Annotated in this window: 27 protein-coding genes; 20 read left to right on the plus strand and 7 right to left on the minus strand. The window is 62.5% G+C overall.

The annotated features are described in order from the left end of the window. The 3 genes from IC50_RS39395 to IC50_RS26995 form a co-directional block, all read left to right on the plus strand. The coding region (locus tag IC50_RS39395) for a BA14K family protein (protein WP_162131531.1) at nt 1-150 on the plus strand (150 nt) is incomplete at its 5' end. Nucleotides 151-225: 75 nt separating this feature from the next. Then, nucleotides 226-981, plus strand: coding sequence for a PRC-barrel domain-containing protein (locus tag IC50_RS39400; protein WP_244429656.1), 756 nt, complete (start codon nt 226-228; stop codon nt 979-981). A gap of 103 nt (nt 982-1,084) precedes the next feature. After that, a complete protein-coding gene (locus IC50_RS26995; RefSeq protein ID WP_035711843.1) occupies nt 1,085-2,467 on the plus strand; it encodes a DUF2254 domain-containing protein in 1,383 nt (460 codons plus the stop codon). On the opposite strand, the gene IC50_RS27000 is transcribed toward IC50_RS26995, so the two are convergent. After that, on the minus strand, nt 2,430-3,338 hold the full coding sequence (locus IC50_RS27000) for a YihY/virulence factor BrkB family protein (RefSeq protein ID WP_050991120.1): 909 nt from the start codon (nt 3,336-3,338) through the stop codon (nt 2,430-2,432). The two genes, IC50_RS26995 and IC50_RS27000, sit on opposite strands and share 38 nt — an antisense overlap. Before the next feature lie 159 nt (nt 3,339-3,497). Between IC50_RS27000 and IC50_RS27005 the strand changes: the two genes are divergently transcribed. Next, a complete protein-coding gene (locus tag IC50_RS27005) occupies nt 3,498-5,900 on the plus strand; it encodes a membrane-bound PQQ-dependent dehydrogenase, glucose/quinate/shikimate family (RefSeq protein WP_035711846.1) in 2,403 nt (800 codons plus the stop codon). Nucleotides 5,901-6,644: 744 nt separating this feature from the next. On the opposite strand, the gene IC50_RS27010 is transcribed toward IC50_RS27005, so the two are convergent. After that, entirely contained in the window at nt 6,645-7,442 is a 798-nt protein-coding gene (locus IC50_RS27010; RefSeq protein WP_035711908.1) for an SDR family NAD(P)-dependent oxidoreductase, read from the minus strand. A 160-nt stretch (nt 7,443-7,602) separates the two neighbouring features. On the opposite strand from IC50_RS27010, the gene IC50_RS27015 reads away from it, so the two are divergent. The 4 genes from IC50_RS27015 to IC50_RS27030 all read left to right on the plus strand — a co-directional run bounded on the left by IC50_RS27015 (nt 7,603) and on the right by IC50_RS27030 (nt 11,263). Continuing rightward, nucleotides 7,603-8,778, plus strand: coding sequence for a zinc-dependent alcohol dehydrogenase (locus tag IC50_RS27015; protein ID WP_035711850.1), 1,176 nt, complete (start codon nt 7,603-7,605; stop codon nt 8,776-8,778). Nucleotides 8,779-8,788: 10 nt separating this feature from the next. Beyond that, the gene (locus tag IC50_RS27020; protein ID WP_035711853.1) at nt 8,789-9,334 is read left to right on the plus strand and encodes a hypothetical protein; all 546 of its coding nucleotides are present in this window, start codon (nt 8,789-8,791) and stop codon (nt 9,332-9,334) included. A 141-nt stretch (nt 9,335-9,475) separates the two neighbouring features. Next, nucleotides 9,476-9,763: a low affinity iron permease family protein gene (locus IC50_RS27025; RefSeq protein ID WP_244429658.1), complete on the plus strand. Its 288-nt coding sequence runs from the start codon at nt 9,476-9,478 to the stop codon at nt 9,761-9,763. Between the two features lie 228 nt (nt 9,764-9,991). Next, complete coding sequence (locus tag IC50_RS27030) at nt 9,992-11,263, plus strand: DUF892 family protein (RefSeq protein ID WP_035711857.1); 1,272 nt, start codon at nt 9,992-9,994, stop codon at nt 11,261-11,263. 120 nt (nt 11,264-11,383) lie between these two features. On the opposite strand, the gene IC50_RS27035 is transcribed toward IC50_RS27030, so the two are convergent. From IC50_RS27035 to IC50_RS27045, 3 genes are all read right to left on the minus strand, one after another. Then, entirely contained in the window at nt 11,384-11,581 is a 198-nt protein-coding gene (locus IC50_RS27035) for a hypothetical protein (protein WP_035711859.1), read from the minus strand. Nucleotides 11,582-11,726: 145 nt separating this feature from the next. Further along, on the minus strand, nt 11,727-11,939 hold the full coding sequence (locus IC50_RS27040) for a hypothetical protein (RefSeq protein ID WP_050991121.1): 213 nt from the start codon (nt 11,937-11,939) through the stop codon (nt 11,727-11,729). A gap of 491 nt (nt 11,940-12,430) precedes the next feature. Next, the gene (locus IC50_RS27045) at nt 12,431-13,288 is read right to left on the minus strand and encodes an SDR family oxidoreductase (RefSeq protein WP_035711863.1); all 858 of its coding nucleotides are present in this window, start codon (nt 13,286-13,288) and stop codon (nt 12,431-12,433) included. A gap of 110 nt (nt 13,289-13,398) precedes the next feature. Between IC50_RS27045 and IC50_RS27050 the strand changes: the two genes are divergently transcribed. Continuing rightward, nucleotides 13,399-13,632 carry a DUF6894 family protein gene (locus IC50_RS27050; protein WP_035711865.1) on the plus strand — a complete coding sequence of 78 codons (234 nt, stop codon included), beginning with the start codon at nt 13,399-13,401 and terminating at the stop codon, nt 13,630-13,632. Here IC50_RS27050 and IC50_RS27055 read toward each other — a convergent pair. Then, nucleotides 13,629-14,357 (minus strand): Crp/Fnr family transcriptional regulator, encoded by a 729-nt coding sequence (locus tag IC50_RS27055; protein ID WP_035711910.1) that lies wholly within the window; start codon nt 14,355-14,357, stop codon nt 13,629-13,631. The two genes, IC50_RS27050 and IC50_RS27055, sit on opposite strands and share 4 nt — an antisense overlap. A 223-nt stretch (nt 14,358-14,580) precedes the next feature. Further along, entirely contained in the window at nt 14,581-15,042 is a 462-nt protein-coding gene (locus IC50_RS27060) for a metallophosphoesterase family protein (RefSeq protein ID WP_035711868.1), read from the minus strand. An 89-nt stretch (nt 15,043-15,131) separates the two neighbouring features. Here IC50_RS27060 and IC50_RS27065 point away from each other — a divergent pair, with 89 nt between their 5' ends. The 11 genes from IC50_RS27065 (at nt 15,132) to IC50_RS27110 (ending at nt 24,614) form a co-directional block, all read left to right on the plus strand. After that, nucleotides 15,132-15,341, plus strand: a complete 210-nt coding sequence (locus tag IC50_RS27065; RefSeq protein WP_035711871.1) for a hypothetical protein — start codon at nt 15,132-15,134, stop codon at nt 15,339-15,341. 21 nt (nt 15,342-15,362) lie between these two features. After that, the gene (locus IC50_RS43780) at nt 15,363-15,485 is read left to right on the plus strand and encodes a hypothetical protein (RefSeq protein WP_271518516.1); all 123 of its coding nucleotides are present in this window, start codon (nt 15,363-15,365) and stop codon (nt 15,483-15,485) included. An 89-nt stretch (nt 15,486-15,574) separates the two neighbouring features. Next, on the plus strand, nt 15,575-16,585 hold the full coding sequence (gene coxB, locus IC50_RS27070; RefSeq protein WP_035711874.1) for a cytochrome c oxidase subunit II: 1,011 nt from the start codon (nt 15,575-15,577) through the stop codon (nt 16,583-16,585). Continuing rightward, entirely contained in the window at nt 16,582-18,495 is a 1,914-nt protein-coding gene (gene ctaD / locus IC50_RS27075; protein WP_035711876.1) for a cytochrome c oxidase subunit I, read from the plus strand. Before coxB ends, ctaD begins: the two co-directional genes overlap by 4 nt. Further along, nucleotides 18,492-19,091, plus strand: coding sequence for a cytochrome c oxidase subunit 3 (locus IC50_RS27080; RefSeq protein WP_035711881.1), 600 nt, complete (start codon nt 18,492-18,494; stop codon nt 19,089-19,091). Before ctaD ends, IC50_RS27080 begins: the two co-directional genes overlap by 4 nt. After that, nucleotides 19,088-19,441 (plus strand): hypothetical protein, encoded by a 354-nt coding sequence (locus IC50_RS27085; RefSeq protein ID WP_035711883.1) that lies wholly within the window; start codon nt 19,088-19,090, stop codon nt 19,439-19,441. Before IC50_RS27080 ends, IC50_RS27085 begins: the two co-directional genes overlap by 4 nt. Next, nucleotides 19,429-20,358 (plus strand): cytochrome c oxidase assembly protein, encoded by a 930-nt coding sequence (locus IC50_RS27090; protein ID WP_050991122.1) that lies wholly within the window; start codon nt 19,429-19,431, stop codon nt 20,356-20,358. The genes IC50_RS27085 and IC50_RS27090 overlap by 13 nt, the downstream gene beginning before the upstream one ends. Nucleotides 20,359-20,416: 58 nt before the next feature. Continuing rightward, entirely contained in the window at nt 20,417-21,205 is a 789-nt protein-coding gene (locus IC50_RS27095) for a heme-binding protein (protein WP_035711885.1), read from the plus strand. A gap of 103 nt (nt 21,206-21,308) precedes the next feature. Beyond that, entirely contained in the window at nt 21,309-23,156 is a 1,848-nt protein-coding gene (locus tag IC50_RS27100) for a methanol/ethanol family PQQ-dependent dehydrogenase (RefSeq protein ID WP_035711887.1), read from the plus strand. Further along, nucleotides 23,140-23,979, plus strand: a complete 840-nt coding sequence (locus IC50_RS27105) for a substrate-binding domain-containing protein (protein WP_035711890.1) — start codon at nt 23,140-23,142, stop codon at nt 23,977-23,979. Before IC50_RS27100 ends, IC50_RS27105 begins: the two co-directional genes overlap by 17 nt. Then, complete coding sequence (locus IC50_RS27110; RefSeq protein WP_035711915.1) at nt 23,979-24,614, plus strand: c-type cytochrome; 636 nt, start codon at nt 23,979-23,981, stop codon at nt 24,612-24,614. The genes IC50_RS27105 and IC50_RS27110 overlap by 1 nt, the downstream gene beginning before the upstream one ends. The last annotated feature ends 9 nt before the right edge of the window (nt 24,615-24,623 follow it).

The following is a 24,623-nucleotide window of genomic DNA, read 5'->3' on the forward strand; positions in this document are numbered from 1 at the left end:
GTGGCAGGTGCAGCGATCGGAAGCGCAGTGGCTAACAGCCGAGCGCAAGCCGCCGAGAACAACGCTTACTGTTCGCAGCGATACAAATCCTACGACCCGGGCTCCGGTACCTATCTGGGCTACGACGGCGACAGACATCCATGTCCCTAGGCCGCATAGCGTCCTGGCGCCATCGGTCGTTGGGATGAGACCTAATTCAGAGAACCAAGCAACGGAGATCCATCTATGAAAGCAACTATGAAAGCAGCGTCATTCACCGCCGCCGCCCTTCTCGTCGGCGCATCTTCCCTCGCGGCGGCGCAAAGCGCTCCGCAAGCCGCCGCCCCGGCGGACCATAGCACCGTGCAGAACACGAGCCGCAATCAGTCGGACCATTCCGCCGAAGGCGCCGCAAGCAAGGGGGTCAACAAGGCCGACGCGATGCAGCCGGGCGGCAGCCAGACGAACGTTCGGCAGCAGATGGTCAATGACCTGCAACAGGCGGGTTTCACCCAGGTCAAGGTGCGGCCGCAGTCGTTTCTGGTGGAGGCCAAGGATCGGTCGGGGAATCCGGTGACAATCTTCGTTGGCCCGAACGATTTCGCCGAGGTGAAAACGGTCGGCGCTAACGCGCAGAAGACCTCCTCCGACGCAAGCGTCTCCAGCAACAGCGCCAATGCGACTTCGGAGCGCCCTGGCGGCGCCTTTACGGCGGTGCCCTCCAAGGACGGCCTGAGCTCGCAGTTGATGGGTCTGCAGGTGTACAACAACGCCAAGCAGGACATCGGAACGATCAAGGATGTGGCACTCAACGAGAACGGGATCGACGGTTATATCCTTTCCGTGGGCGGGTTCCTGGGCATTGGTGACCATTACGTTGCAGTGCGACCTTCGGCGATCAATCTGAAGTTCGACCATGCAGCCAAGAAGTGGTCCGCAACGATGGACACGACCGCCGACCAGCTGAAGTCAGCGCCCGAATTCAAATATCCGAACGGATAGACTTGTCCAGACGGGGCGGCCCATCAGGCCGCCCCGCAGGCTTGCGATCTCCATCTGTTGGTCTTCAGTTCGACGTTAATTTGCTTCGGGATCCCGCTCTTGAATGTTCACACGCCTTGAGAAACTGCTAGCCGACCTGGCCGAGACATTCTGGCTGGTGCCCATGCTCATGGTGTTCTCCAGCTTGCTCCTTGCTTTCGCGCTCGTTCATCTCGACCAGAGCGACTCCGTCTCGATCCCTGCTCTGCAGGATTGGCTCTACGATGGCGGCGCGACCGGCGCCCGCACCCTGCTCGGCGCCGTGGCAGGCGCGACAATCGGCGTAGCCGGGACCGTCTTTTCGATCACCATTGCCGCACTGTCCCTGGCCGCGGGTCAGATGGGCCCCCGGCTGCTGCGCAATTTCACGCGCGATCGTGGCAATCAATTCACGCTGGGGATGTTGCTCGGCACGTTCTGTTACGCCCTCGTCGTGCTGAGAAGCATCCGGACCGAGCCCGAGGGCGGCTTCGTTCCCCATCTGGCGCTGAGCGTTGGCATCGTGCTCGCGTTCGCATGTGTCGCCATGCTCGTCTATTTCGTCGGTCACGTCGCCGGGCGGATAAACGTGGAAACGGTCGTAGAGCTTGTCAGTCAGGACCTCAGGGCCGCGATCCAGCAGCTTACGGTCATGGATCCGCAACCGAAATCGCCCCCGGAGGAATTCTGGATCGGGTCCCTGCCTCTCAAGGCCACGCGGCGCGGCTATCTGCAGCATCTCGACGAGGAGGGCCTGGCCACCTGGGCGGCCAAGCACAGAGTGACCATTCGGCTACTCGTCGGGCCCGGCGACTATGTCTTCCCGGGGGCGACGGTCGGTCTGGTCACGCCTCCAATCGACGGCGCCGAGGCCGCGATCCGGAATGCGACGGCGCTGGGTGCAAGCAGCAGCATTTCCTCCGACTTGCGCTTTGCGGTCCGCCAACTCGTCGAGGTCGCGGTCAGAGCACTTTCTCCCGGCATCAACGACCCGCATACTGCGCTCGCGGTCCTGGACCGGCTGGGAGCAGCTTTATGCGATCTCGTGCCGTTGCACCTCCCGACGGGAATCTCGATTAGAGGCGGCCAGCCGGTCCTGGTGGTGCCGCTCGTGCAATACGAGGAGCTGCTCGGCACGATGTTCCATATGATCAGGCAAAGCGCCGGCGCTCAGCCCGTGGTCTCTATCCGGCTGATCGAGGTTTTGACCCAGGTCGCAAGCTGCGAGCGTGATCCTGCGCGGCTCCTGGCACTCTCCCATCACGCGGCCCTCGTCCTCGCGGACGCTTGTCGAACGATTGCCGCCCCCAGTGACAGGGATGATGTCGGACGCCAGTATCAGTCGTTTACCCTTATGGTCCGAGCAGGTCCGATGGGGCGATTCACCGAACAGGTCCCGTCCTCCCCTGGCGACAATGATGCGCCAACAGCTATCGCTGAATCAGGCGCCTCCCGATCTCGGCGTTGAGCTCAGCGCCCGCCAGAATGGAATATGCCGCAACCCAGAGCCATGTCATCAACACCGCAACTGCGCCGAGCGAACCGTAGGTCTTCTGGTAGGCGGCGAACGTGTTCACATACGTTGAGAATGCGTATGAACCCGCAACCAATCCGGTCGTTGCGAGGAGCCCGCCGGCCGAAGCAAGGTCCCATCTCGGGTGGAGTCGATTGGGTGCGTACCGATAGAGCAGAGCGATAATGGCGATGATCGTGCACACCAGGAGCGGCCACCGTATCCACATGGCCGCAGCCTGCCAGCCAGTCGGAATTGGTAAGGAGCTAAGCAGGAGAGGCATCACCGCGATCAGGATCACGGCGCCACCGGCAAGGACGATCAACGCCATGGTCAGCGACAGCGCGACCGCATTGAAGAGAACAAGCCCGCGCTCCTCGGAGACCCCGTAAGTCACGTTCAAGGCAGTCATTAGTGTCCCGGTCGCGTAGCGCGCGCTCCAGATCGAAATTCCGACACTCACCATCAGCCCGACGCCGAAAGGTGGACGCGTGCCCTGCTCGAGCGCCTTCAACCGTTCTGAAATGAGCGCGGTCGCTTCCCCCGGCAGGATGACCTGGAGCGCGTTGAGCTGCTGCACGATGTCATTGGTGTCCGCGACTAGCCCATAGAGTGACACAAGCGCGGCAATGGCGGGGAAGATCGAGAGAAAGGAATAGAAGGCAACGGCGGCGGACAGAACCGAAATATTGTGATCGCCTAGCCTGACCCAAACGGCCATTGCGACGGAGATGAACCTGCGCAGGGGCCCGCGGCTACCCGCGTTCAGCGGCTCAGCATTTGTAGCGCTTCTGGTCACGTCCGTTGCGAGCTCGCCAAGCTGCATGAATGACGAAAACCTCCCGCCGCTGCACAGGTTCCAAGCTATTGAACAACTGACCAAGGACGCCGTCATGGTGCGCGAACGTACCTCCTTGTGGAGGAACCAATGCGATGGGCCTTCCTTGGATCATGAAGCAAACAGTTCATCGTGCGTAGTTCGGCAATGGCTCAGACGTATCGCGCAACCGATTGGGCGGCACTTGTTCTCGGAGGCGTCATGGTTCTCATCGGCCTCGTGCTCGGGGCCGGCGGTGCTTGGCTGCTCTGGTTGGGAGGCTCGTTCTATTACTTGCCCAGCGGAATTGTCCTGATCGTCTCGGGTGTTCTGTTGGCCCGCCGGCGCGTTGAAGGCGCGTGGCTTTATCTGCTTCTGTTCCTGCTTACCCTCGCATGGGCGTTCTGGGAAGTTGGCGTCAATGGTTGGGCGCTGGTCCCGCGCACCGTCGGCCCGAGTTTGTTGCTGGTCGCCGTTCTGGCGCTCACCCCGAAGCTCCGCCCGATACGTCATCAATATGAGCCTATAGCTACTATCCTCGTTGGATTCCTGTTGTTGGCTGCCACGACTGCCTTGATGACGGGGGCTTTCCATCCGGCAAGGGCGACGGTGCCCGCGCTGCCACCGCAGACGAACGCGATGGCCGATCCTTCGCCTCTGAAAACGGGCGCAAACTGGCCCGCCTACGGTGGCAGCTACAGCGCGCGCCGCTATTCGCCGCTCGACGAGATCAATGCGACGAACGTCGCCAAGCTCACCAAGGTCTGGACGTTCCACACCGGCGACCTGCCGACCAAGAACACGAAAGGCACCTACGGCGCGGAGAACACACCGCTCAAGGTAGATGATACTCTCTACGTGTGTACCCCCAAGAACCTCGTTCTTGCCATTGACGCCCAGAGCGGCAAGCAGATCTGGCGATTCGACCCGCGTGTCCCGGACGAATTCATTCCGTACACCGCAGCTTGCCGGGGTCTGGCATATTACGAGCTGCCCAATGCCGATCAGGGCGCCGCCTGCGCCCGCCGCATCATCGAAGGAACGCTCGATGCGCGCCTGATCGCAATCGATGCGACGACCGGAAAGCGCTGCGAGGCATTCGGATATGACGGTCAGGTCGACACCGCGACGGGAGTCGGCCGGCACGATCCCGGCATGTTTGCGATTACGTCGGCGCCGACGATCGTTCGCGGGATCGTCGTCGTCGGGCACGAAGTGCTGGATGGGCAGAAGCGGGATGCTCCCTCCGGGGTGATCCAGGGATACGACGCACGGACCGGCGCGTTGCGCTGGGCCTGGGATATGGCCAAGCCTGACGCAGGGGCCCTGCCGCCGATGGGACAGACCTACACCAGGGGCACGCCGAACATGTGGACGACTGCCTCCGGCGACGAGGAACTGGGGCTCGTCTATCTGCCGCTCGGCGTTTCCGCCGTCGACTATTGGAGCAGCAGCCGCTCGAACCGGGAAAAGCAGTTCGCGACGTCCCTGGTCGCGCTCGATGTCACGACCGGCAAGCCTGCCTGGCACTTCCAGACCGTGCACAACGACGTCTGGGACTACGATCTCGGCTCGCAAGCGACGCTGGTCGACTTCCCCACAGACAGCGGCACACCGGTGCCGGCGCTCGTTCTGCCGAGCAAGCGCGGCGACATCTTCGTTCTCGACCGGCGCACCGGCAAGCCGCTCGTCGGCGTCGAGGAGAGACCTGTGCCGCAAGGCGGCGTCGAGCCTGCGCAGCGCGCCAAGACCCAGCCGTTCTCGCTGTATCATACGCTGCGGAAGGCCGATCTCACCGAGCGCGACATGTGGGGCATGTCGCCGATCGATCAGATGATCTGCCGCATCCAGTTCCGCCGGGCGAGCTACAAGGGAATTTTCACGCCACCCACCGCAAGCCCGCACTGGATCGAATATCCGGGCTACAATGGCGGCTCCGATTGGGGCGGTATCGCCGTCGATCCCGTTCGCGACATCATCGTTGCCAACTACAACGACATGCCGAACTACAATCGGCTGGTGCCGCGCGACGAAGCCAATCGCAAAGGCTGGGCGCCGCGGGACCAGGCGCGCGGCGAAATCGGAGGGCAAGAAGGCGCGGGCGATCCGCAGCTCGGTTCGCCCTATGCCATCAACGTGAATGCCGGGTGGCGGCTGCCCGGCACCGGGTTGTTGTGCAAGCAGCCGCCCTATGGCGGAATCCGAGCCATTGATCTGAAGAGCGGCAAAACGCTCTGGGATCGCCCGTTGGGTGAAGCTCGGACGAACGGCCCATTCGGGATCCCGTCGATGCTGCCGATCCGGATTGGGACGCCAAACAATGGCGGTGCCGTCGTGACCGCCGGCGGCCTGATCTTCATCGCAGCGACGACCGACAATCTGATCCGGGCGATCGACATCGAGACCGGAAAGACGGTGTGGGACGACGTGCTTCCTGCCGGCGGCCAGGCCACGCCGATCACCTATGAGGCTGGCGGCCGCCAGTACATCGTCATCATGGCAGGTGGCCACCATTTCATGGAGACGCCCATCGGCGACTCCTTGGTGGCGTACGCTTTGCCGGAAAAATAGATTTCAGCGAGACGCCAGGGCGGCCTGTCTTCTCCACTCGCTTGTCCGTGAATCTGGTCAACCAGCCTGCGTCGCAAGGGACGAGAGCTCGGCAATCTAACCACACAATTCCCCTGTCTGGCTCAATCCTTCCAGGTCCGTCAGTTCAGATCGGGGAAGAACAGCTTGCCACTGGTCAGCCGGTCGAGGCCAGGACAAAGGGGGGAATCCCAAGCCCACACCCCACCTGTCTCTCCGAAGGGGCTGCTGCGTTGGACGATCCGGCTTGAGTTCTGCAGCAAGCAGTATGGCTGCGACGGCCAGAAGAGACTGTTGTTCGCTGCAATATCCTATTCTACGACGAGCACGTAGTCGGCCTGCACGATCGGATCTAACGCGCTGACGAGAAACCAAGGAAAAGTCGCACGGCATCTGGCCGCGCAACACCGACCGCAATAAACGTCGCATGAGACCCGTTTTGTTCTCCACCGACATCCGGCGAAGTATTGGGAGCCAAGGATTTTTGATTGGTGGGCGCACCAGGGCTCGAACCTGGGACCCGCTGATTAAGAGGCGTATGATTTGCCAGCAAAATCAACCGCCATTCCGACAAATGCACTGGCAGACCTGCATTAAGCCTGCGATTGGATTTCCTCTTGTCGGAATGGCGCGACGGCAAGCTTGGGCGATTCGGAAGAGCCTCTGATGTTGGCAACTTGATCATTGCCGTGGCGCTCTCACGGCCCGATGAATGGACACCTAGCCTCACGATTTCGCGGTGCCAGGCTCCGCCATCTTGCGGTGCTGCCTGGCCAGCACCTCGTTCGGCGTGACGCTGGCCGCCGTCGTCTGAATTTTGTTCCTCATTCCCGTGACGATGTCTGACTCTCCGCGCAGCATCGCATGGAAGCCGGCCCTCGCGACCTCCCGTGCGTCGTCCTTCTTGTCGGTACCGACTTTGGTGTCCATCATGTCGGCGCGCCGGAAGAACTCGGTCTCGGTCGCACCTGGCATCAGGCACGTGACGGTCACGCCGCTGTCGCGCAGCTCCTCGCGCAGCGCGAAGGAGAAAGAATCGAGGAATGCCTTGGTGCCGTTGTAGACGGCTTGAAAGCTGCCAGGGGTGGAACCGGCGATCGAGCCCGTGATCAGGATACGACCTGAGTTCCGCCGGAGCATCTCATTCCCGGCGCGATGGATCAGATAGAGAGTTCCGGTGATATTGGTGTCGACGACGCGCCTGATCCGACCGAACTCCTGATCGAGGAAAGCATTGCCGAGCCCGACGCCGGCATTGGCCAGCAGCGCATCAATCGACCGGTCGCCGATCGCCGCACATAATTTGTCGACGCCCTCGATGGTGGAGAGATCGGCCTGCACGGCTTCTACGCTTCCGCCAAGGCTGCGCAACTCGGCCGCAGCCGTCTCGATTGCAGCCTCGTTCGCAACGATGACGAGATCAAAGCCATCCTCGGCACAGCACCTTGCGAGTTCCAGACCTATTCCGGTAGAGGATCCGGTTACAACGGCGAATTTGCTGGCGGGCGCTTGGCTGGCAGACATGAGCGTATCCTCGCGGCTGATCTTGATGACGGCCAATCGCTCCGGGTCCAGCTCGTTCCTATCCAAACGTCCGCAATCGGCTGCGAAGATTTGCAGCAGCAATAGCAACTATCGTTGCATTCTGGACTTAGATGGCTCGTAGTTCAGGTGGAGAACGAAAATGAAGGCGCTGGTTTGGCACGGCAAGGAGGATATCCGGTGTGATACCGTCACCGATCCGGAAATTCAGGACCCGCGCGACGCGATCATCAGGGTCACGAGCTGCGCAATCTGCGGCTCGGACCTTCACCTCTTCCATAACTTCATCCCCGGCATGATGCCCGGCGATATCATGGGCCACGAGACCATGGGCGAAGTCGTCGAAGTCGGCACCGGCGTCGACGGCAAATTGAGGAAGGGCGACCGCATCGTCGTCCCCTTCACGATCATTTGCGGCGAGTGCGATCAATGCAAACGCGGCAATTTCTCAGTGTGCGAGACCACCAACCGCAAGAAGCACCTGGCCGATAAGGTGTTCGGACATTCGACCGCAGGGCTGTTCGGCTACACCCATTTGACGGGCGGCTATCCTGGCGGGCAGGCAGAATATCTGCGCGTGCCCTTTGCCGATGCCACGCATATCAAGGTTCCCGCAGGCATTCCGGACGAACAGCTGCTGTTTCTCAGCGACATCTTCCCGACAGGCTGGCAGGCCGCCGTCCAATGCGACATCGTACCGACCGATACGGTCGCGATCTGGGGCTGTGGTCCGGTCGGACAAATGGCGATCCGGAGCGCCATCCTGCTCGGCGCCAATCAAGTGGTCGCGATCGACTGCCTGCCCGATCGGCTCAGTATGGCGGAAGCCGCCGGCGCGACAACGATCAATTTCGAGAACGAGAGTGTCCTCGAGCGGCTCAAGGAGCTGACCGACGGCAAAGGTCCGGAAAAGTGCATCGATTGCGTCGGGATGGAATCCCACGTGATGGCGTCCTGGCCGGACACCCTGCTCGATCGTGCCAAGCAGATGATGATGCTCGAGAGCGACCGGCCCCATGTGCTGCGGGAAATGATCTATGTCTGCCGGCCCGGCGGAATCATCTCGGTGCCCGGCGTCTATAGCGGCTTCTCTGACAAGCTCCCGATGGGCGCGTTCATGAACAAGGGTTTGACGATGCGCACCGGGCAGACCCACGTCAATCGCTGGACCGACGATCTGCTTCGCCGCATCGAGCAAGGCGAGATCGATCCTTCATTCGTCATCACCCACACCGTGCCGCTCGAGCAAGGTCCCGAAATGTACCAGGTGTTCCGCGACAAGCGCGATTCCTGCGTCAAAGTCGTCCTGAAACCCTGAAGGAGCAACCATGTTTCATCTCTCCAATATTGTACGCTCCAAGGGCGATCCCAAGCTCGTAGAAGGCGGACCGAGCCTGAAGCGGCCGCAGGATCAACTTGCACGCGCGCTCGGCTGGTTCAGTATCGGTCTTGGCATCATGGAATTCGTCGCGCCTCGGCGTGTCACGGAAACCCTGGGAATGGAGGGCCATGAGATGATGGTCCGTGCTTTCGGCGTGCGTGAAATCCTCGCCGGGGTCATGTCACTCTCGGTCGACAAGAACGCGGGGCTGTGGGCCCGCGTCGGTGGGGACGGTCTGGATGCGGCTGCACTTCTGTCGGGCCTGACCTCCGACAATCCCAAGAAAGGCAACATCGCGCTGGCGCTCCTCGTGGTCGGCGGGATCGCCATGCTCGACTACCGGGTTGCACAGGATACCAAGCCGGGTCGCCCCCCGCGGAACGCGCGGCGCAAATTGTATCCCAGCCGCAGCGGTTTCCGTAAGGGGCTGCAAGCGGCGAAAGATCGAGCGAAGGAGATGACCCAGCACGCGGCTGCCGGTGTCACCTCCTGACGAGATCGGGACTCCAAACGGGTTACGGCGGCGCTCGCGCTGGATTGCGGCGGTCGACCGTCGAAGGGAACATCTGCCCTTCTCGTGCTGTTTGCCCGCATGTCCCTTTATGATCCCAAAGGTTGGCTTACGGAGATCGGCGTGGCCACGGCCAGGCCCGCCGCGTTCGTCCTCTATCTGGTGTATGCGGTCTGTTGGATCACTTTGGGAAACGGCCTCGAGTGGCATTCCTTTGCGACGCTGGCGACTTGGGGAATGACGCTTCTCATTCAGCGGGCCGAGCATCGCGATACCCAGGCCCTGCACGCCAAGCTCGACGAGCTCCTGAAGGTGCATGGGGCAGCTGACAACTCGCTCATGAAGATCGACGAGCAAGACGCCGAGGACGTCGAGAACGAACGCTCGCATGTTCAGCGCGCGCAGCCATAATTGACGGCAAACTGTCCCAGCCGATCCCTAGCGGCCGCCGCCGGTGTCCCGGACCCGACGAGCGGTGACGGTGTTGACATCTGGATTTCCGGGAGTGGACCGATCCCCTTCGCCTTGGCGGCCAGCGCGTCATGCCGGACGGACGCCGGCGCACTCCAGCTAGATAGGAACAACCCCAATGCACGCTGGTTCGAGAACGGATGTTCCTCGCAACCTAAAGGGCAATCCATGTATCATCACGTCAAGAAGCTGATGTTCACCGTCCGTGTCGACGAACCTGATCCCCGCTTCGGCAATATGCTTCTCGAGCAGTTCGGCGGCGCCAACGGCGAGCTTGCCGCCGCCATGCAATACTCCATACAGGGGCTCAATTGCGAGGATCCGGATCGCAAGGATCTCCTGATGGACATCGGTACCGAGGAATTGAGCCATCTCGAAGTCGTCGGCACGCTCGCTCGCATGCATCTCAAGCCATCGAAATTCGATCGCCAGGCCGCCGAAGCCGATCCGCTCATCGCGATTGCGGGGGGCGGTGGCGTGAACCTGTTCAACTCGCAGGGCAATGCCTGGACTGCCGACTATCTCAAGATCACCGGCGAGCTGGATGTCGACCTTCGGAGCAACATTGCCGCAGAGGCGAGAGCCAAGATTGTTTACGAGCGGCTGATCAATTTCACCGACGATGCCGGCACCAAGGATGCGCTTCAGTTCCTGATGACCCGCGAGATCACGCATATGAAGGCGTTCTCGCTGGCGCTCGAAAGCATGTCAAAGCCGGCATTCAGCATCGGCCGGATCGCCCCGACCCCCGGCCTCGTCGATCAGTTCTTCAATGATTCGACGGGAACCGGCGATCACGGGGAGATCGACACGCGCGGACCGTGGAATGAAGGAGGCGAATGGGTCTTCACCGACTCGCCTGCTATTCAGGCCGGCGAGCCTGGCCCGGCAAACGCGATCGTCACCGAGAGCTCTCCGCCGGTTGACGAAGCCGGTCTTGGCGACCTCCTGATCGACGAGCTCCGCGACATCCTTCACGCAGAGAAGCAACTGACGAAAGCACTTCCAAAGATGGCGGAAGCCGCGCGCTTCGATCAGCTGCGGGAGCTGTTCGAGCAGCATCTCGCCGAGACCGAGGCACAGATCGAGCGGATCAACGAGTGTTTCGAGATGCTCGGCAAGTCCGCGCGGGCCAAGCCTTGCAAGGGCATGATGGGCCTGGTCGAGGAAGGTCAGGAAATCATGGACGAAGGCGAAGAGAAGGAAGCTGCTGCTGCCGACCTCGCATTGATCGGTGCGGCGCAGCGGGTCGAGCATTACGAGATCGCCGGTTACACCACCGCGCGCAATCTCGCTCAGCAACTGCGCCATAGCGCCGTCGTCAGCCTGCTGTCGATGTCCCTCGCCGAGGAAGAGAATGCCGATCAGCTGTTGAACCAGGTCGCTCGTTCGCTGATGTCTATTGCGAAAATGCCGGCGGCCGTCGAGCGGACGGAATAGACGCTACGCCTGCTTCTGGCTGGCGGGATCTGCCTCCGAGGGAGATCCCGTCAGCTTCGCATCACCCACACTTCACGCGATGCTCGTCGCTTTTGCTCGCGATAGATGGAATGAGCGGCCTCACTTGTTTGATGAGCTCGACCCCGTCGTGACGCTCGGAGCATTGGTCGGAGTCGTGGTGGTGGTTTGATGCCCGACGTCGCGCCCATTGTAGAAAAAGAGGGCCGCGACGACCGCTATGACGAAGATTGCGCCGACCGCCCAGCCGACAGCGCTGTTCTGGGGTGACCGTGCGGTGGTGTGATCGTTCTCATCCATGCTGTTCTCCCGTGACCGGCTCGACAACCAGTCGCCGGAGGAGACGTTCCTAATTCCGCTTGCAATGCTGCGGCGCGACGACCCCCACGCGTTCCGCAAGCCACGCGTTCCGCAAAGTGCTTTTCGCCGCCACCCGCTATCCCGCCTAGCGCCGCCGCGCGACCAGGACGCCGATCACGAACGCCGCAGCCAGCGATCGGAGCGGCGCCGCCATGGCGACCTCCCGCAGTTGCTCGGCTATGAGCGTTGTGGCGGCCTTCGCAGGGTGTTCATGCTGCGGCGTCTCCGTTCTCGCGCCGCCAATTTCCGGCGAGGCGCTGCCAACGTCGGGCTCGGTAAGGCCGGATGCTTCGGTCATTGCGGAGGCGTCTCTCAGGTCCATGGGAGATCTTTCGTTGGCGGGTTTTGGCAACTGCTCCCTGCCCGTCCCGGTTCCAATCGATCTTGCGAAAACAACCCCATGCACAGTAGCCGCTGACAATGAGATCAATGACTTGGGACCGCCCCGGCAATCACTTCTGATTTTACGAACCTTATTTGACCCGTCGGGCAAAGCACCTGTAGATTGGCATCATCCGCGACGTCCGACAGCGTCCTGCCTCGCCGGGCAAAGTCGCTCACGAGCTTGCCAAGGGTGCAGAGCAAACGATTGTGTCCCGGCACCTTGGAACGGAAGCGCGGGTATTCCATTGATGTTCCCCGGACAACGTGGAGGGCCATGGGAAAGCTGCTGATCAGTATTGCCGTCGTGAGCCTGGCAATGATCATCGCCTTCGCCGTCTACGTCATTACGCTGTGACGCCGAGCGGGCACGATCAGCGTCGAACGCGGCGTAGGCGGCGAACCGGCTCAGATGAATGGCTTGCCGCCGGTAACGGCGAGAGTGGCTCCCGAAGTGTAGCTCGAGAGTGGGTCGGCCAGCATCACGTAGGCCGACGCAAGCTCCGCCGGCTGGCCTGCACGCTGCATCGGCACCTGCTTGCCGAAATTCTTGACAGACTCCTCGGGCATGGTCGACGGAATGAGCGGCGTCCAGATCGGTCCCGGGGCGACCGCATTGACCCGAATGCCTTTGCTGGCCAGCATCTGTGCAAGCCCTCCGGTAAAGTTCTGAATGGCCCCCTTGGTCGTGGCATAGGCAAGCAGGCTCGGGTTCGGCATGTCCGAGTTCACGGAAGCCGTATTCACGATCGCCGCGCCCGGCCGCATGTGCGGGACGGCGGCCTTCGTCAAATAGAACATGGCGTGGATGTTCACTTCGAACGTTCGTTGCCATTCGTCGTCGCTGATGTCCTGGATGTCCTTGAACGTCGCCTGATGGGCCGCGTTGTTGACGAGGATATCGATGCCCCCGAGTTCCTCGACCGCCCGATGGACGATGGAACGGCAATGATCGGGATTGCTGATGTCGCCGGCAATCAGGACCGCCTTGCGCCCTTCCCGCTCCACCAGCGCCTTGACCTCGGCCGCGTCCTCATCCTCGTTCAGATAGGCGATGACGATGTCCGCCCCCTCGCGGGCATAGGCAATTGCGACGGCGCGGCCGATGCCGCTGTCGCCGCCCGTGATGATAGCCTTCCTGCCCGCGAGACGACCCGACCCCTTGTAGCTCTCCTCGCCGTGATCCGGCCGCGGGTTCATCGCGCGGGTCGAGCCGGGCATCGGTTGCTGCTGGGCGGGAAAGGGCGGCTTGGGATATTCGGTCATGGAACTGCTCCGGATATTACTCCGCTAACCGAAGGCGACCGGAAGCGTTCCTTGCCCGTCGATCGAACATCTTGGTGCAAATCCAAAACTGACGGTTAGGAACGCGCCGCGTGTTCCAGCCGTTCAACCGGATGACCCGATACTCCTTCATGATCTCCGACGGCGGCGTTTTCTCTGACAGCGAAGAGCTGCCGGACGATGAGGCGGCCTGGCATCAGGCCGTCCGTACTGTCAGGGACATCGAAACGACTCTCAGCTCCACTGGCGGCGACTGGTCCCTTGTGGTTCACCGGGGCGGCCATCCACTCTACCGCATCGATGTGCGAGTTCAGAGACTCTCCTAGGTGCTGGGGCTGAGATGCAGGTAAGTGGAGTCGAAGCCTGCCAGCTCGTCCATCTCCTTGGGCTTGAGGATGTGAAACTCCGACCTGCTCACTGACACCAGTCCTTCCTTTCGCAAGTTCTGGAGCACCCGGTTGGTGTGCACCACCGAGAGGCCAAGGCAATCGCCGAGGTCGGTCTGAGTGATGGGCAAGCCGAACTCTCCATCACGCGTTTGCCCGATGGCCTTCAGCCGCCGGTGCAATTCGATCAGAAGGTGAGCCATTCTCGGCGTCGCCTCGCGTCGTCCGACATTGACGATCCATTCCCGGAAGATTGCGCCATCGATCAGAGTTTCGCGCCAGAGTGCCGATGCCAGGTTCGGGCGCCGACGGATGACCTCTCTGAGGTCGTCATGGGCGATGAAGCCGAGCGTACACCGCGTCACCGTGACAAGGTCATGATCCATGACCTTGAGATGAAGGCTTTGAAGGTCGGGGATCTCTCCCGGTATGTGAATGGAGAGGACCTGTCGTTCGCCATCCGCCGTCGTTTTGGAGCGGAACGCAAATCCATCCGCGATCAGGCAGCAGTCGCTTGGCCAGTCTCCATCGGCGACAATGACCTCGCCGGCATCGAGATGCCGTTCGCTAATCCGAAGACCGTGAATGGCGCGGATGTCCTCAGCGTCCAGATTGTTGGACACGGTCAGCTTTGTGATCAATGCGGAAGCCAGGTTTGCGGGCATCGGATGCTCCATTTCGAGACCCGAATGGTGCAAACCACTCCGGCCTGTCAGGCGGGAGCACTACACTCTCAGCATCGACGCCCATGGGAATCTGCCGATGATGATAGATAACGCGAAGCTATCAGATAGTTTCAAAAACAATCATGGAGCAACTTCCAGCGCAGACTTTTAACTTGGCTCACTTTGAGTAAGAAGAGCCGATTCGCTTCAACGGCGGCTGGGACTAGCCGAGCGCGTGTACAATCGGTCGAATCTCGCCGCTCTCGTCGACATCGAGCGTCGCCAGCGTTATCGGAAGCCTGAATCGCCGCGGCCCGGCGCTCCCGGGGTTGAGATAAAGCACCCCGTCGATGCTCTTGACGCTCGCCCGGTGCGAATGACCGCTGATCACGGCCGTAACGCCGTCGGGCGCAGGTTTGCTCCCGAGCTCGTTCAGATCATGCAGGATGTAGAAGTCGAGCCGGCCGAGGCGCACGGTTTCCGTATCCCGATAGTTCCGTGCCCAGTCGCCGGTATCGACATTCCCCCGGATGGCCGAGACCGGCGCAATCCTGCGCAGCCCGTCGAGCACATGCTCGGCGCCGATATCGCCGGCGTGGATGATGTGCGCGACCCCGGCAAGGCATTGCTCTGCCTCCGGCCGCAGCAGCCCGTGCGTATCCGAAATCACACCGATCCTGATCACAGCCCCTCTCGATATGCCGCCCGCCCTGCCGCGCTTAGGAACGACCGCAGCACGCACGCATTGCCTGCATATCTAACCGGAGCGCACAAATGGGCAATAGCGGCGTCGGCATGCTTTTGGGAGACGTCTCGGCCACGGCATTGTGGCTGTGGTTCATCGGCGCATTCATCCTTGGCGCGGCGATTTGGTACGGTGTCAGACGATCCGGCCATTTGCGCCGCAGTGAGCGCGCGCAGCTGGACCGCAACACGGAAGCGGCCCAGCACCGGGATGATCCGCAAAAGCGCGCGGTACGGTGAACCCGCGACCGAGGATGACACATGCTGGAAGACCTTCGCGCGATCTCTCAACCGGGAGCGATGATTGCCGTGCTCATCATCTTGCTGCTGATGGGCGTAGCCGATGCGGCGATCTTCCTCGCGACCAGGGGGTGGCCGTTCTGAAGCGGCAATGAACCAGCCCGATCGGTGCGATAGGAACCTTCATAGGATTGACCGGTTCGCCCTGCAACAGGGGAGCACGGCGAACATCGATGCCTATCCGGATGCGAACGGCTCTGGTGCCATTTGCGACGCTGCCGCTGGCCGCTTGCGCCGGCCGGCAGTCCACACTCGACCCGCAAGGGCTTCAGTCCGCCCAGATCCTCAATACTCTCTTCATCTTCCTGAGCGTCGCGGCGGTCGTCTGGATCGCAGTCGTGATCATGCTTTGCGCAGGCCTGCTGCGCCGGAAACGCGCCTTCGACCAACCCCTCGCGCTGCACCAGCCCTTCGAAAGGACGACCGGTCGCGTGATCTTCGTCTTGGGAGTTGCAACCCTTGCCATCGTGCTCGGGCTTTCCATCGTCAGCTATGCCGGCCAGCGCACCGTCTTCGCCAAGAACGAGCACGCCCTCACCCTCAAGATCATCAGCCATCAATGGTGGTGGGAGATCCGCTACGAGAACGACAGTCCCGACAAGAGCTTCGTGACCGCCAACGAGATCCGGATTCCGGCCGGCCAGCCGGTGAAGGTCGAGCTGGAATCCGCCGACGTGATCCACAGCTTCTGGGTGCCTAGCCTGACCGGCAAAATGGACCTCATCACCGGTCAGAAGAACGAGCTGCAATTCACGGCGAAGAACGCCGGCATCTATCGCGGCCAATGCGCCGAGTTCTGCGGACTCCAGCATGCGCATATGGCTTTCGCCGTGCTCGCGCTGCCAGCGGATGAGTTCGGCCGCTGGCGCGACCACGAGAACCAGAGCGCGAACAGCCCGACCGACCAGCTCGGCAGGCAGGGCGAGCAGCTGTTCCGCGCAAAAGGCTGCGCACTTTGCCATACGATCCGCGGCACGCTTGCGGGCGGCCAGCTCGGGCCTGATCTGACCCATGTCGGCGCCCGGACCACGGTTGCAGCCGGAACACTGCCGCTGACGCCGGCCACGCTCGGTGCCTGGATCGCCGATCCGCAGCACATCAAGCCCGGCAACTACATGCCGAAGATGCCGCTGCAATCGGACGAACTCATCGCGATCCTTCACTATCTGGAGCAGCTCAAGTGACCGTGAGGGCTGACGAACGCGAGCTGCGGGACGACGCGCTGAATGGCCTCGAACTCTCCGCGCGCCTCGACAGGATCTGGCGCACGCCCTCCGGCCTGCTCGGCGCGTTGATGTCGGTCGACCACAAGGTCGTCGGACGTCGCTACATCGCTACCGCTTTCGCGTTCCTGCTCCTCGGCGGCATCCTCGCGATCCTGATGCGCATTCAGCTCGCCGGCCCCGAGCAGACGTTCCTGTCCGCCGACAAATACAACCAGATCTTCACGATGCATGGCTCGACGATGATGTTCCTGTTCGCCGTGCCTGTCATGGAAGCCTTCGCCGTCTACCTCGTGCCGCTGATGGTTGGAACGCGCAACATCGCCTTCCCGCGCCTGAACGCGTTCAGCTACTGGATGTTTCTGTTCGGCGGCTGCTTCCTCTGGATCTCCTTCGCGCTCAACGTCGGGCCTGATGTCGGCTGGTTCGCCTATGTTCCGCTATCGTCATTGCAGTACACGCCGACCAAACGGCCCGACGTCTGGGCTCAGATGATCACCTTCACCGAGGTCGCGGCGCTGGCGGTCTCCGTCGAGATCGTCGTCACCGTGTTCAAGCTGCGCGCACCCGGCATGACGCTCGATCGAATCCCTCTCTTCGTCTGGGCGATGCTGGTGACCAGCTTCCTGGTGATGTTTGCGATGCCTTCCATCATGGTCGCATCGACGTCGCTGATCCTGGACCGCCTCGTCAACACGCGTTTCTACGACTCGTCCTCCGGCGGACATCCCCTGCTCTGGCAGCATTTGTTCTGGTTCTTCGGCCATCCCGAGGTCTACATCATCTTCATACCCGGCACGGGCATGGTGTCAGCCATCCTCGCAACATTCGCCCGCCGCCCGGTCATCGGCTATCCGGTCATCATCCTCTCGCTGATCGCAACGGGCTTCCTGTCGTTCGGCCTTTGGGTCCACCACATGTTCGTCACTGGCCTGCCCCAGCTCGGCGCCGGCCTGTTCACGGCGTCCAGCATGCTGATCGCAGTGCCGAGCGGGCTGCAGATCTTCTGCTGGCTGGCGACGCTTTGGGACGGGCGTCCGGTCTACCGGACCCCGCTGCTGTTCGTGATCGGCTTCATCGTCATCTTCGTGCTCGGCGGCCTCTCCGGCGTGATGGTCGCCTCGGTGCCGATCGACACACAGGTGCACGATACCTATTTCGTGGTCGCGCATTTCCATTACGTGCTGATTGGCGGCGCGGTCTTCCCGCTCGTCGGAGCCGTCTATTACTGGTTTCCCAAGATCACCGGGCGGATGTTGAGCGAGAGGCTCGGCCGCTGGAACTTCTGGCTCGCCTTCGTCGGTTTCAATGTCGCGTTCTTCCCCATGCACATACTCGGACTGATCGGGATGCCGCGGCGCGTGTACACCTACACCGCAGACATGGACTGGGCGCACCTCAACCTGCTGTCCAGCGGCGGGGCCGCCATTTTCGCGCTCAGCTTTGCGGTACTGCTCGTCAATGTGATGATTAATCTTCGCAGCGGCGAGCTCGCAGGCGACAATCCATGGGACGCCTCGACGCTGGAATGGGCGACGTCCTCGCCGCCGCCGCCGCAGAATTTCGACCGCATTCCCGTGGTCAAGCACCGCGATCCGCTCTGGCTCGACAGTGCGAGCCTGCCTGTCGTCGCGGGCCTCAGCGTGGAACGGCGAGAGCTGCTCCTGACGTCGCTCGCCGAAGCCGAACCGCAAACCCGTGAGGCGTCTCCGGAGCCGAGCATCTGGCCGCTTCTGACAGCGATTGCGACCACGGTATTCTTCATCGGCTCGATCTTCACACCCTGGGCGGTGCTGTGGGGCACGCCGCCGATGGCGGTCACCTTGATCGGCTGGTTCTGGCCGGGCGGCAGCAAGGAGGACGAGGAATGAGGCAAACCATCGTCCGCAACGTCGCCGGGCTGCCGACCTTTGGCTATGGCGCGCACAGCGGCCCCTGGTGGGGCGCCATGGGCTTCATGGCGCTGGAGGGCATGGGATTTGCGATCGCAATCGGGGCCTACCTCTATCTCTATGCCGTGAACCCGAACTGGCCGATCGGAGCTGCTCCCCCCGATCTCTGGCCCGGCACGGCCGAGACCATCATCTATCTGCTGAGCATCATCCCCAACGAGATGACCAATCGCGTCGCTCATCGACAGGACCTTGCAAAGGTTCGCGTAGGTCTCATCGCGATGTCGGTGATCGGAGTAGGCCTATTGGTCCTGCGCGGCTTCGAGTTCGCGCATCTCAACACGCGCTGGGACAACTCGGCCTACGGATCGATCGTCTGGCTGGTCCTGGGCTTGCACACCACCCACCTTGCCACCGACGTCGGCGACACCATCGTGTTGACGGTGCTGATGTTCACGCGTCACGCCAAACCGCGCCGGTTCAGCGACGTGACCGACAATGTGTTCTACTGGAACTTTGTCGTGCTGGCCTGGCTGCCGCTCTATGTGCTGCTCGACTGGGTGCCCCGCCTATGACCGCTGCTGAACGACATCCGAAGCTGCTCTACTGGGCCGGCGTTGCGCTCGGACCGCTGGCATGGGGCATCAACCTGCAGGGGATCTATGCGCTCGCCCATTTCTCGTGCGAGACCACAAAGCTCACCGGCGCGATCATGAGCGCCGTCCTCGCCGTCGTCGCCCTCGCGGGCACGGCGATATCGGCCCGTGCGGTTCGGCGCGGCGCCGGCGCGGAATGGACCGATGCGCAGGGCGGTGGTCCCCGCACGTTCATGGCCTGGCTCGGTGTCGGCTCCGGCGTGCTGTTCGCGCTCGTCATCGCCAACCAGCTCGCGGCATCGCTGATGATCAGCCCATGCCTGCGCTGAGCCTGCTGGTCCTCCTGCTTGGCCTGGCTGCGGCGCCGGCAATGGCGCATGGCATCTCTGAAGTCGATCCGGGCTCGCTCTGGAGTTTCGATCCCTGGCTTCTGGCACCGCTTTATGCCGTCGGCATCGGCTTCTACATCGGCACGCAGCGACTCTGGCACCACGCCGGCGGAGGGCGCGGCGTCAGTTTCCGCCAGGTCGGCGCATTCTGGACGGGATGGCTGATCGTCGCGCTCGCTCTCACCTCGCCGCTGCATTGGCTCGGGGAGCGCCTGTTCACCGCCCACATGGTCGAGCATGAGCTGCTCATGGTTGTCGGAGCCCCCCTGATGGCATTCGCCCGCATCAACGGGCCGCTGATGTGGAGCCTTCCGGCGACGTTTCGCCCCGCTGCCGGCCGATGGCTCAATTGGCCGATCGTGGCGCGGCCATGGGCGTTCGTCAGCCATCCCGTCAGCGCAACCGGCTTGCACGGCCTGGCGCTCTGGCTTTGGCATGCGCCGCCCCTCTATGCGTGGGCGCTCGAAAACACCAATATCCATCGCCTCCAGCACATCAGCTTCTTTGCCACTGCGCTGTTGTTCTGGTGGGTGCTTCTGCATGGCCGCGGCGTCGGGCGCAGCGTGCGGCTTCGGGACGGCATCTCGATTGCGTGTCTGTTCGTCACCGTCCTTCATTCCGGAGTGCTCGGTGCGTTGTTGACACTGTCAACGCGCTTATGGATTCCCGGGCAGGGCGCCCTCGCAGGCGAATTTGGGCTAACGCCGCTGGAGGATCAGCAGCTCGCGGGCATCTTGATGTGGGTGCCCATGGGCATGCTCTACACCGGTGCGGCCCTGTTCTTCGCATATCGGTGGCTGACCGAGTTCGACGTACGAGTGCCTGCGGTTCGGCATGCCGACTCGCGAGGGACATAGGAACCGCGGGTGTGATGCAACGTTCGCCTGCTGACCCGGCAATTTCCCTGGAGGCCAGATGAACAAGCGTACCGCCATGACGGCTGTCATTCTCGCCGCAACATTTGCGACGCCGGGAATTTCGATGGCGCAGGACCAAGCGAGCCCGGGAATGTCGTGCCCGGTCGACCATGACAAGCTCGCCGACATTCTCAAGAAGAGCGTCAAGCCCGGCGGCGGCCCGAGCAATGGCGGCCTCGACAACAACGAATGGGCCGCCGTCGTGAACCGGCAAGGAGTCGTCTGCGCTGTCGCCTATAGCGGAAGCAAGGTCGATGACCAGTGGCTCGGCAGTCGGGCGATCGCCGCCGAAAAGGCCAACACCGCGAATGCGTTCAGCCTGGAGACCAAGGCTATGGCCACCGCAAATCTCTATGCGGGAGCCCAGCCGGGCGGCTTCTTGTTCGGCGCGGCGCTGAGCAACCCACCTTCGCCGGAGGTGATTTACGCGGGCGCGCCGGATGAATTCGGAACCGCACGCGATCCGATGGTCGGCAAGCCCGTCGGCGGCGTCATCGTCTTCGGCGGCGGACTGGCGCTCTATGATGGCAACGGCATCGCTGGCGCGCTCGGCATCAGCGGCGACAGCTCCTGCGCGGATCACAATGTCGCCTGGCGCGTGCGTCACTTCCTCGGCCTCGATCACGTGCCGGCCGGCGTCAGCCCGAACATGAAGGATGCGATCATCTACGATATCGGGCCGGACGGCAAAAGCCCGTCGGGCTTCGGCCATCCCAAATGCGACGGCAAGGAAGATCAGATCGCCGTCGATCTCGGCGCCGGCGTCTCCGGAAACGTCGTGAGGTAGCGAGAGACAGAGCTTAGGAACCAAGCGAGAGCGCGACGTTTGTACGTTCGCAACCGGCCTGCAGCGCGGCAGGGCCTCGTCATTGCCGTGGAGATCTTCACTTATGTTAATGCCCGGCCTCAGGCCGTTGCTGTGGGGGACGCTGGGTACGCTGTGCGCGTGCTCTGCATCGCTTTCGCCTGGTTTTGCCCAGCCCGATCTTGCCAGCCGGATGAAGGATCCGGGCCAATGGCCGATGGCGGCGCGCGACTACGCCAACACGCGCTATAGCGATCTCGACCAGATCAACGTCGAAAACGCCTCGCGTCTGCAGCTCGCCTGGACGTTCTCGGTCGGTGCCGATCGCGGTCAGGAGGCGGCGCCCCTCGTGGTCGACGGGACCATGTACGTGGTCGGACCGTATGCCGGCCCCTACCCCAACCGGGTGTTCGCGCTCGACGCCACCACGGGCGAGCTGAAGTGGTCGTATGCGCCGAAGCCGGAGCCTGCGGCAGCAGGCGTTGCCTGTTGCGACGTCGTCAATCGCGGGCTCGCCTTCGACAACGGCAAGGTCTTTCTCAATACGCTCGACAACCATTCCGTCGCGATCGACGCCAAGACAGGCAAGGAACTCTGGCACACCAAGCTCGGCGAGATCAACAAGGGTGAAACCATCACGATGGCGCCCGTTGTCGTGAAGGGCAAGGTCCTCATCGGCAACAGCGGCGGCGAGATGGGCGTGCGCGGCTGGGTCACCGCACTCGACGAGAACACCGGCGCCATTGCCTGGCGCGCCTATGCCACGGGCCCCGACAAGGACGTCCTGATCGGAGACGACTTCAAGCCGTTCTACGATAGCCTCAAGGGCAAGGACCTCGGCGTCAAGAGTTGGCCCGCCGACCGCTGGCAGATCGGCGGTGGCACCATGTGGGGATGGATCTCCTACGATTCCGACCTCAACCTGATCTACTACGGCACCGCGAATCCGAGTCCCTGGAATGCCAACCAGCGCAGCGGCGACAATCTCTGGAGCACGACCATTTTCGCGCGCGATCCCGACAACGGACAAGCGAAATGGGCGTATCAAGTGAACCCGCACGACCTGTTCGACCATGACGAGATCAACGAGAACGTCCTGGTCGACCTCGAGCTCAACGGCCCGCCGCGCAAGGTGCTGATCCATCCCGGTCGCAACGGCTACATGTACGTCATCGACCGTGCCACCGGCGAAGTGATCTCGGCCGACGCCTACGAGTTCGTGAACGCCTACAAGGGCGTCGACCTCAAGACCGGCAAGATCATCCCTAACGAGGAGAAGACCCCGCTGGCCGGCAAGACGGTCGAGAACATCTGCCCGACCGCGCCGGGTGCCAAGGATTGGCAGCCGTCCGCGTGGTCGCCGCGCACGAGGCTGCTTTACGTCCCGCATCAGCATCTCTGCATGAACTTCAAGGCCTCGCAGGTCGGCTATATCGCCGGCACGCCTTACGTCGGTGCCGATGTCGATATGTATGCCGGTCCCGGCGGCCACCGCGGCGAGTTCATGGCGTGGGATCCGGTCGCGCGCAAGAAGGTCTGGGAGATCCACGAGAAGCTTCCGGTCTGGAGCGGCGCGCTGGTGACAGCCGGCGACGTCGCGTTCTATGGAACGATGGACCGCCTGTTCAAGGCGGTCGATGCGAAGACCGGAAACGTGCTCTGGCAGTTTCGCGCGGGCTCGGGATTCATCGGCCAGCCGATCTCCTATCGCGGTTCGGACGGGCAGCAGTACATCGCCATCCTCTCCGGCGTCGGCGGCTGGCCCGGCGCGGTGGCCAATGCGGAGCTCGATCAGCGGGTGCGCAATGGCGCACTCGGTTTCACCGGTGCAATGCAGGATCTGCCGTTCTACACCGCCGGCGGCAGCGAGCTGCTGGTGTTCAAGCTCGGTGCAGCCAATGGTCAGGACAACAGCCATGCGCCTTTGCGCTGATTGTGCCGCTCTTGCGCTTGTCGGCCTGATCGGGGTCGCGTCACCCGCAGCGGCCGGGCCGAATGGCGAGCTGCGCGTCTGTGCCGATCCCAACAATCTGCCGTTTTCCAACAGCGCCGAAGCAGGCTTCGAGAACAGGCTGGCGTCGTTGGCGGCAGGAGCCCTGGGACGATCCCTGTCCTATACCTGGTGGGCGCAGCGTCGCGGCTTCATCCGCAACACGCTGAAGGCAGAAAAATGCGACGTCGTGATGGGCGTGCCGTACGGCTACGACCTGGTGGAGACCACGAAGCCATACTATCACTCAACCTATGTCTTCGTGAGTCGGCGGGATGAGCATCTCGACCTTTCCTCCCTGCTCGACCCCCGTCTGCATCGCCTGGCGATCGGCGTCCACCTCATAGGTGACGATGGCAACAATCCGCCGCCGGCGCAGGCGCTCGGCGAGCTCGGCATCGTCGACAATGTCCGCGGCTACTCGATCTATGGCGACTACCGCCAGGCCGATCCGCCGGCACGCCTGATCGAATCGGTCGCGCTCGGCGACATCGACGTCGCTGCGGCCTGGGGGCCGCTGGGCGGCTATTTCGCCGGACGTTCCAAAGTGCCCCTGACGGTCACCCCGATCCAGGACGGCGAGCGCTTTCCGCCCCAGCACTTCCAGTTCGCCATCGCGATGGGGGTCCGCAAGGGCGACCATGCACTGAGGGACCAGCTGAACGCGTTCATCGACGAGCATCGATCCGAGATCACCTCTCTGCTGCGAAACTACGGCGTGCCTCTCGTCGACGCGCCGGTGACAGCCTCCGGAGGGCATGAATGATGTCCGCCATGGCGCTGCGCGCGAGCGCGATATCGTTGCTGCTGGCGGCCGCGCCGAACGGCAGCGTGCTTGCCCAGCAGACCCTGCCGCAATCCCAGGAAGCGCAGAAGCCGATCTTGGCGCCACGGCCGAATTTCGGCGGCAGCGTCGGCAATGGCCGGCCTGGCGTGTTCATGCAGGTTCCCGTGACCACCCTTATGCCGGGTGCGCAGCCCGATCCGCCGCAAATCAAGAATCCGGTCCAGGGCGATCCGAATGCGGAGCAGCGGGGCATGACCTATTTCGTCAACTTCAATTGCGTCGGCTGCCACGCGCCGAACGGCGGCGGCGGCATGGGGCCGGCACTGAGCAACAACCTCTTCACCTACGGCTCGCAGCCGGAGAACATCTATCTGTCGATTTACCAAGGGCGGCCCAATGGCATGCCGGCCTGGGGCGGCGTGCTGCCCGACAGCGTGATCTGGGACCTCGTCACCTATATCGGCAAGATCAGCAATGAGCCGAACCGGCAATGGGGCCGCACGTTCTCGGCAAATCCGCCATCGCCCGAGATCGAGCAGGTCCCGAGCGAGCAGGTATCGACGACCGATCCGTGGTCCGCCACCAAATCGTTCAATTTCGGCCAGAAGCCCTGATCGGGAAAG

It is taken from the genome of Bradyrhizobium genomosp. I (2014), from assembly GCF_000261685.1.
In the GTDB taxonomy this organism is placed as follows: domain Bacteria; phylum Pseudomonadota; class Alphaproteobacteria; order Rhizobiales; family Xanthobacteraceae; genus Bradyrhizobium.

Excerpts from the sequence above, each read along its gene's own strand:
- IC50_RS39400 (WP_244429656.1), top strand. The coding sequence starts at position 226 with ATGAAAGCAACTATGAAAGCAGCGTCATTCACCGCCGCCGCCCTTCTC.
- IC50_RS26995 (WP_035711843.1), top strand. The coding sequence starts at position 1,085 with ATGTTCACACGCCTTGAGAAACTGCTAGCCGACCTGGCCGAGACATTC.
- IC50_RS27000 (WP_050991120.1), bottom strand. The coding sequence starts at position 3,338 with ATGCAGCTTGGCGAGCTCGCAACGGACGTGACCAGAAGCGCTACAAAT.
- IC50_RS27005 (WP_035711846.1), top strand. The coding sequence starts at position 3,498 with ATGGCTCAGACGTATCGCGCAACCGATTGGGCGGCACTTGTTCTCGGA.
- IC50_RS27010 (WP_035711908.1), bottom strand. The coding sequence starts at position 7,442 with ATGTCTGCCAGCCAAGCGCCCGCCAGCAAATTCGCCGTTGTAACCGGA.
- IC50_RS27015 (WP_035711850.1), top strand. The coding sequence starts at position 7,603 with ATGAAGGCGCTGGTTTGGCACGGCAAGGAGGATATCCGGTGTGATACC.
- IC50_RS27020 (WP_035711853.1), top strand. The coding sequence starts at position 8,789 with ATGTTTCATCTCTCCAATATTGTACGCTCCAAGGGCGATCCCAAGCTC.
- IC50_RS27030 (WP_035711857.1), top strand. The coding sequence starts at position 9,992 with ATGTATCATCACGTCAAGAAGCTGATGTTCACCGTCCGTGTCGACGAA.
- IC50_RS27035 (WP_035711859.1), bottom strand. The coding sequence starts at position 11,581 with ATGGATGAGAACGATCACACCACCGCACGGTCACCCCAGAACAGCGCT.
- IC50_RS27040 (WP_050991121.1), bottom strand. The coding sequence starts at position 11,939 with ATGACCGAAGCATCCGGCCTTACCGAGCCCGACGTTGGCAGCGCCTCG.
- IC50_RS27045 (WP_035711863.1), bottom strand. The coding sequence starts at position 13,288 with ATGACCGAATATCCCAAGCCGCCCTTTCCCGCCCAGCAGCAACCGATG.
- IC50_RS27055 (WP_035711910.1), bottom strand. The coding sequence starts at position 14,357 with ATGCCCGCAAACCTGGCTTCCGCATTGATCACAAAGCTGACCGTGTCC.
- IC50_RS27065 (WP_035711871.1), top strand. The coding sequence starts at position 15,132 with ATGGGCAATAGCGGCGTCGGCATGCTTTTGGGAGACGTCTCGGCCACG.
- IC50_RS43780 (WP_271518516.1), top strand. The coding sequence starts at position 15,363 with ATGCTGGAAGACCTTCGCGCGATCTCTCAACCGGGAGCGATGATTGCC.
- coxB (WP_035711874.1), top strand. The coding sequence starts at position 15,575 with ATGCCTATCCGGATGCGAACGGCTCTGGTGCCATTTGCGACGCTGCCG.
- IC50_RS27080 (WP_035711881.1), top strand. The coding sequence starts at position 18,492 with ATGAGGCAAACCATCGTCCGCAACGTCGCCGGGCTGCCGACCTTTGGC.
- IC50_RS27085 (WP_035711883.1), top strand. The coding sequence starts at position 19,088 with ATGACCGCTGCTGAACGACATCCGAAGCTGCTCTACTGGGCCGGCGTT.
- IC50_RS27090 (WP_050991122.1), top strand. The coding sequence starts at position 19,429 with ATGCCTGCGCTGAGCCTGCTGGTCCTCCTGCTTGGCCTGGCTGCGGCG.
- IC50_RS27095 (WP_035711885.1), top strand. The coding sequence starts at position 20,417 with ATGAACAAGCGTACCGCCATGACGGCTGTCATTCTCGCCGCAACATTT.
- IC50_RS27100 (WP_035711887.1), top strand. The coding sequence starts at position 21,309 with ATGTTAATGCCCGGCCTCAGGCCGTTGCTGTGGGGGACGCTGGGTACG.
- IC50_RS27105 (WP_035711890.1), top strand. The coding sequence starts at position 23,140 with ATGCGCCTTTGCGCTGATTGTGCCGCTCTTGCGCTTGTCGGCCTGATC.
- IC50_RS27110 (WP_035711915.1), top strand. The coding sequence starts at position 23,979 with ATGTCCGCCATGGCGCTGCGCGCGAGCGCGATATCGTTGCTGCTGGCG.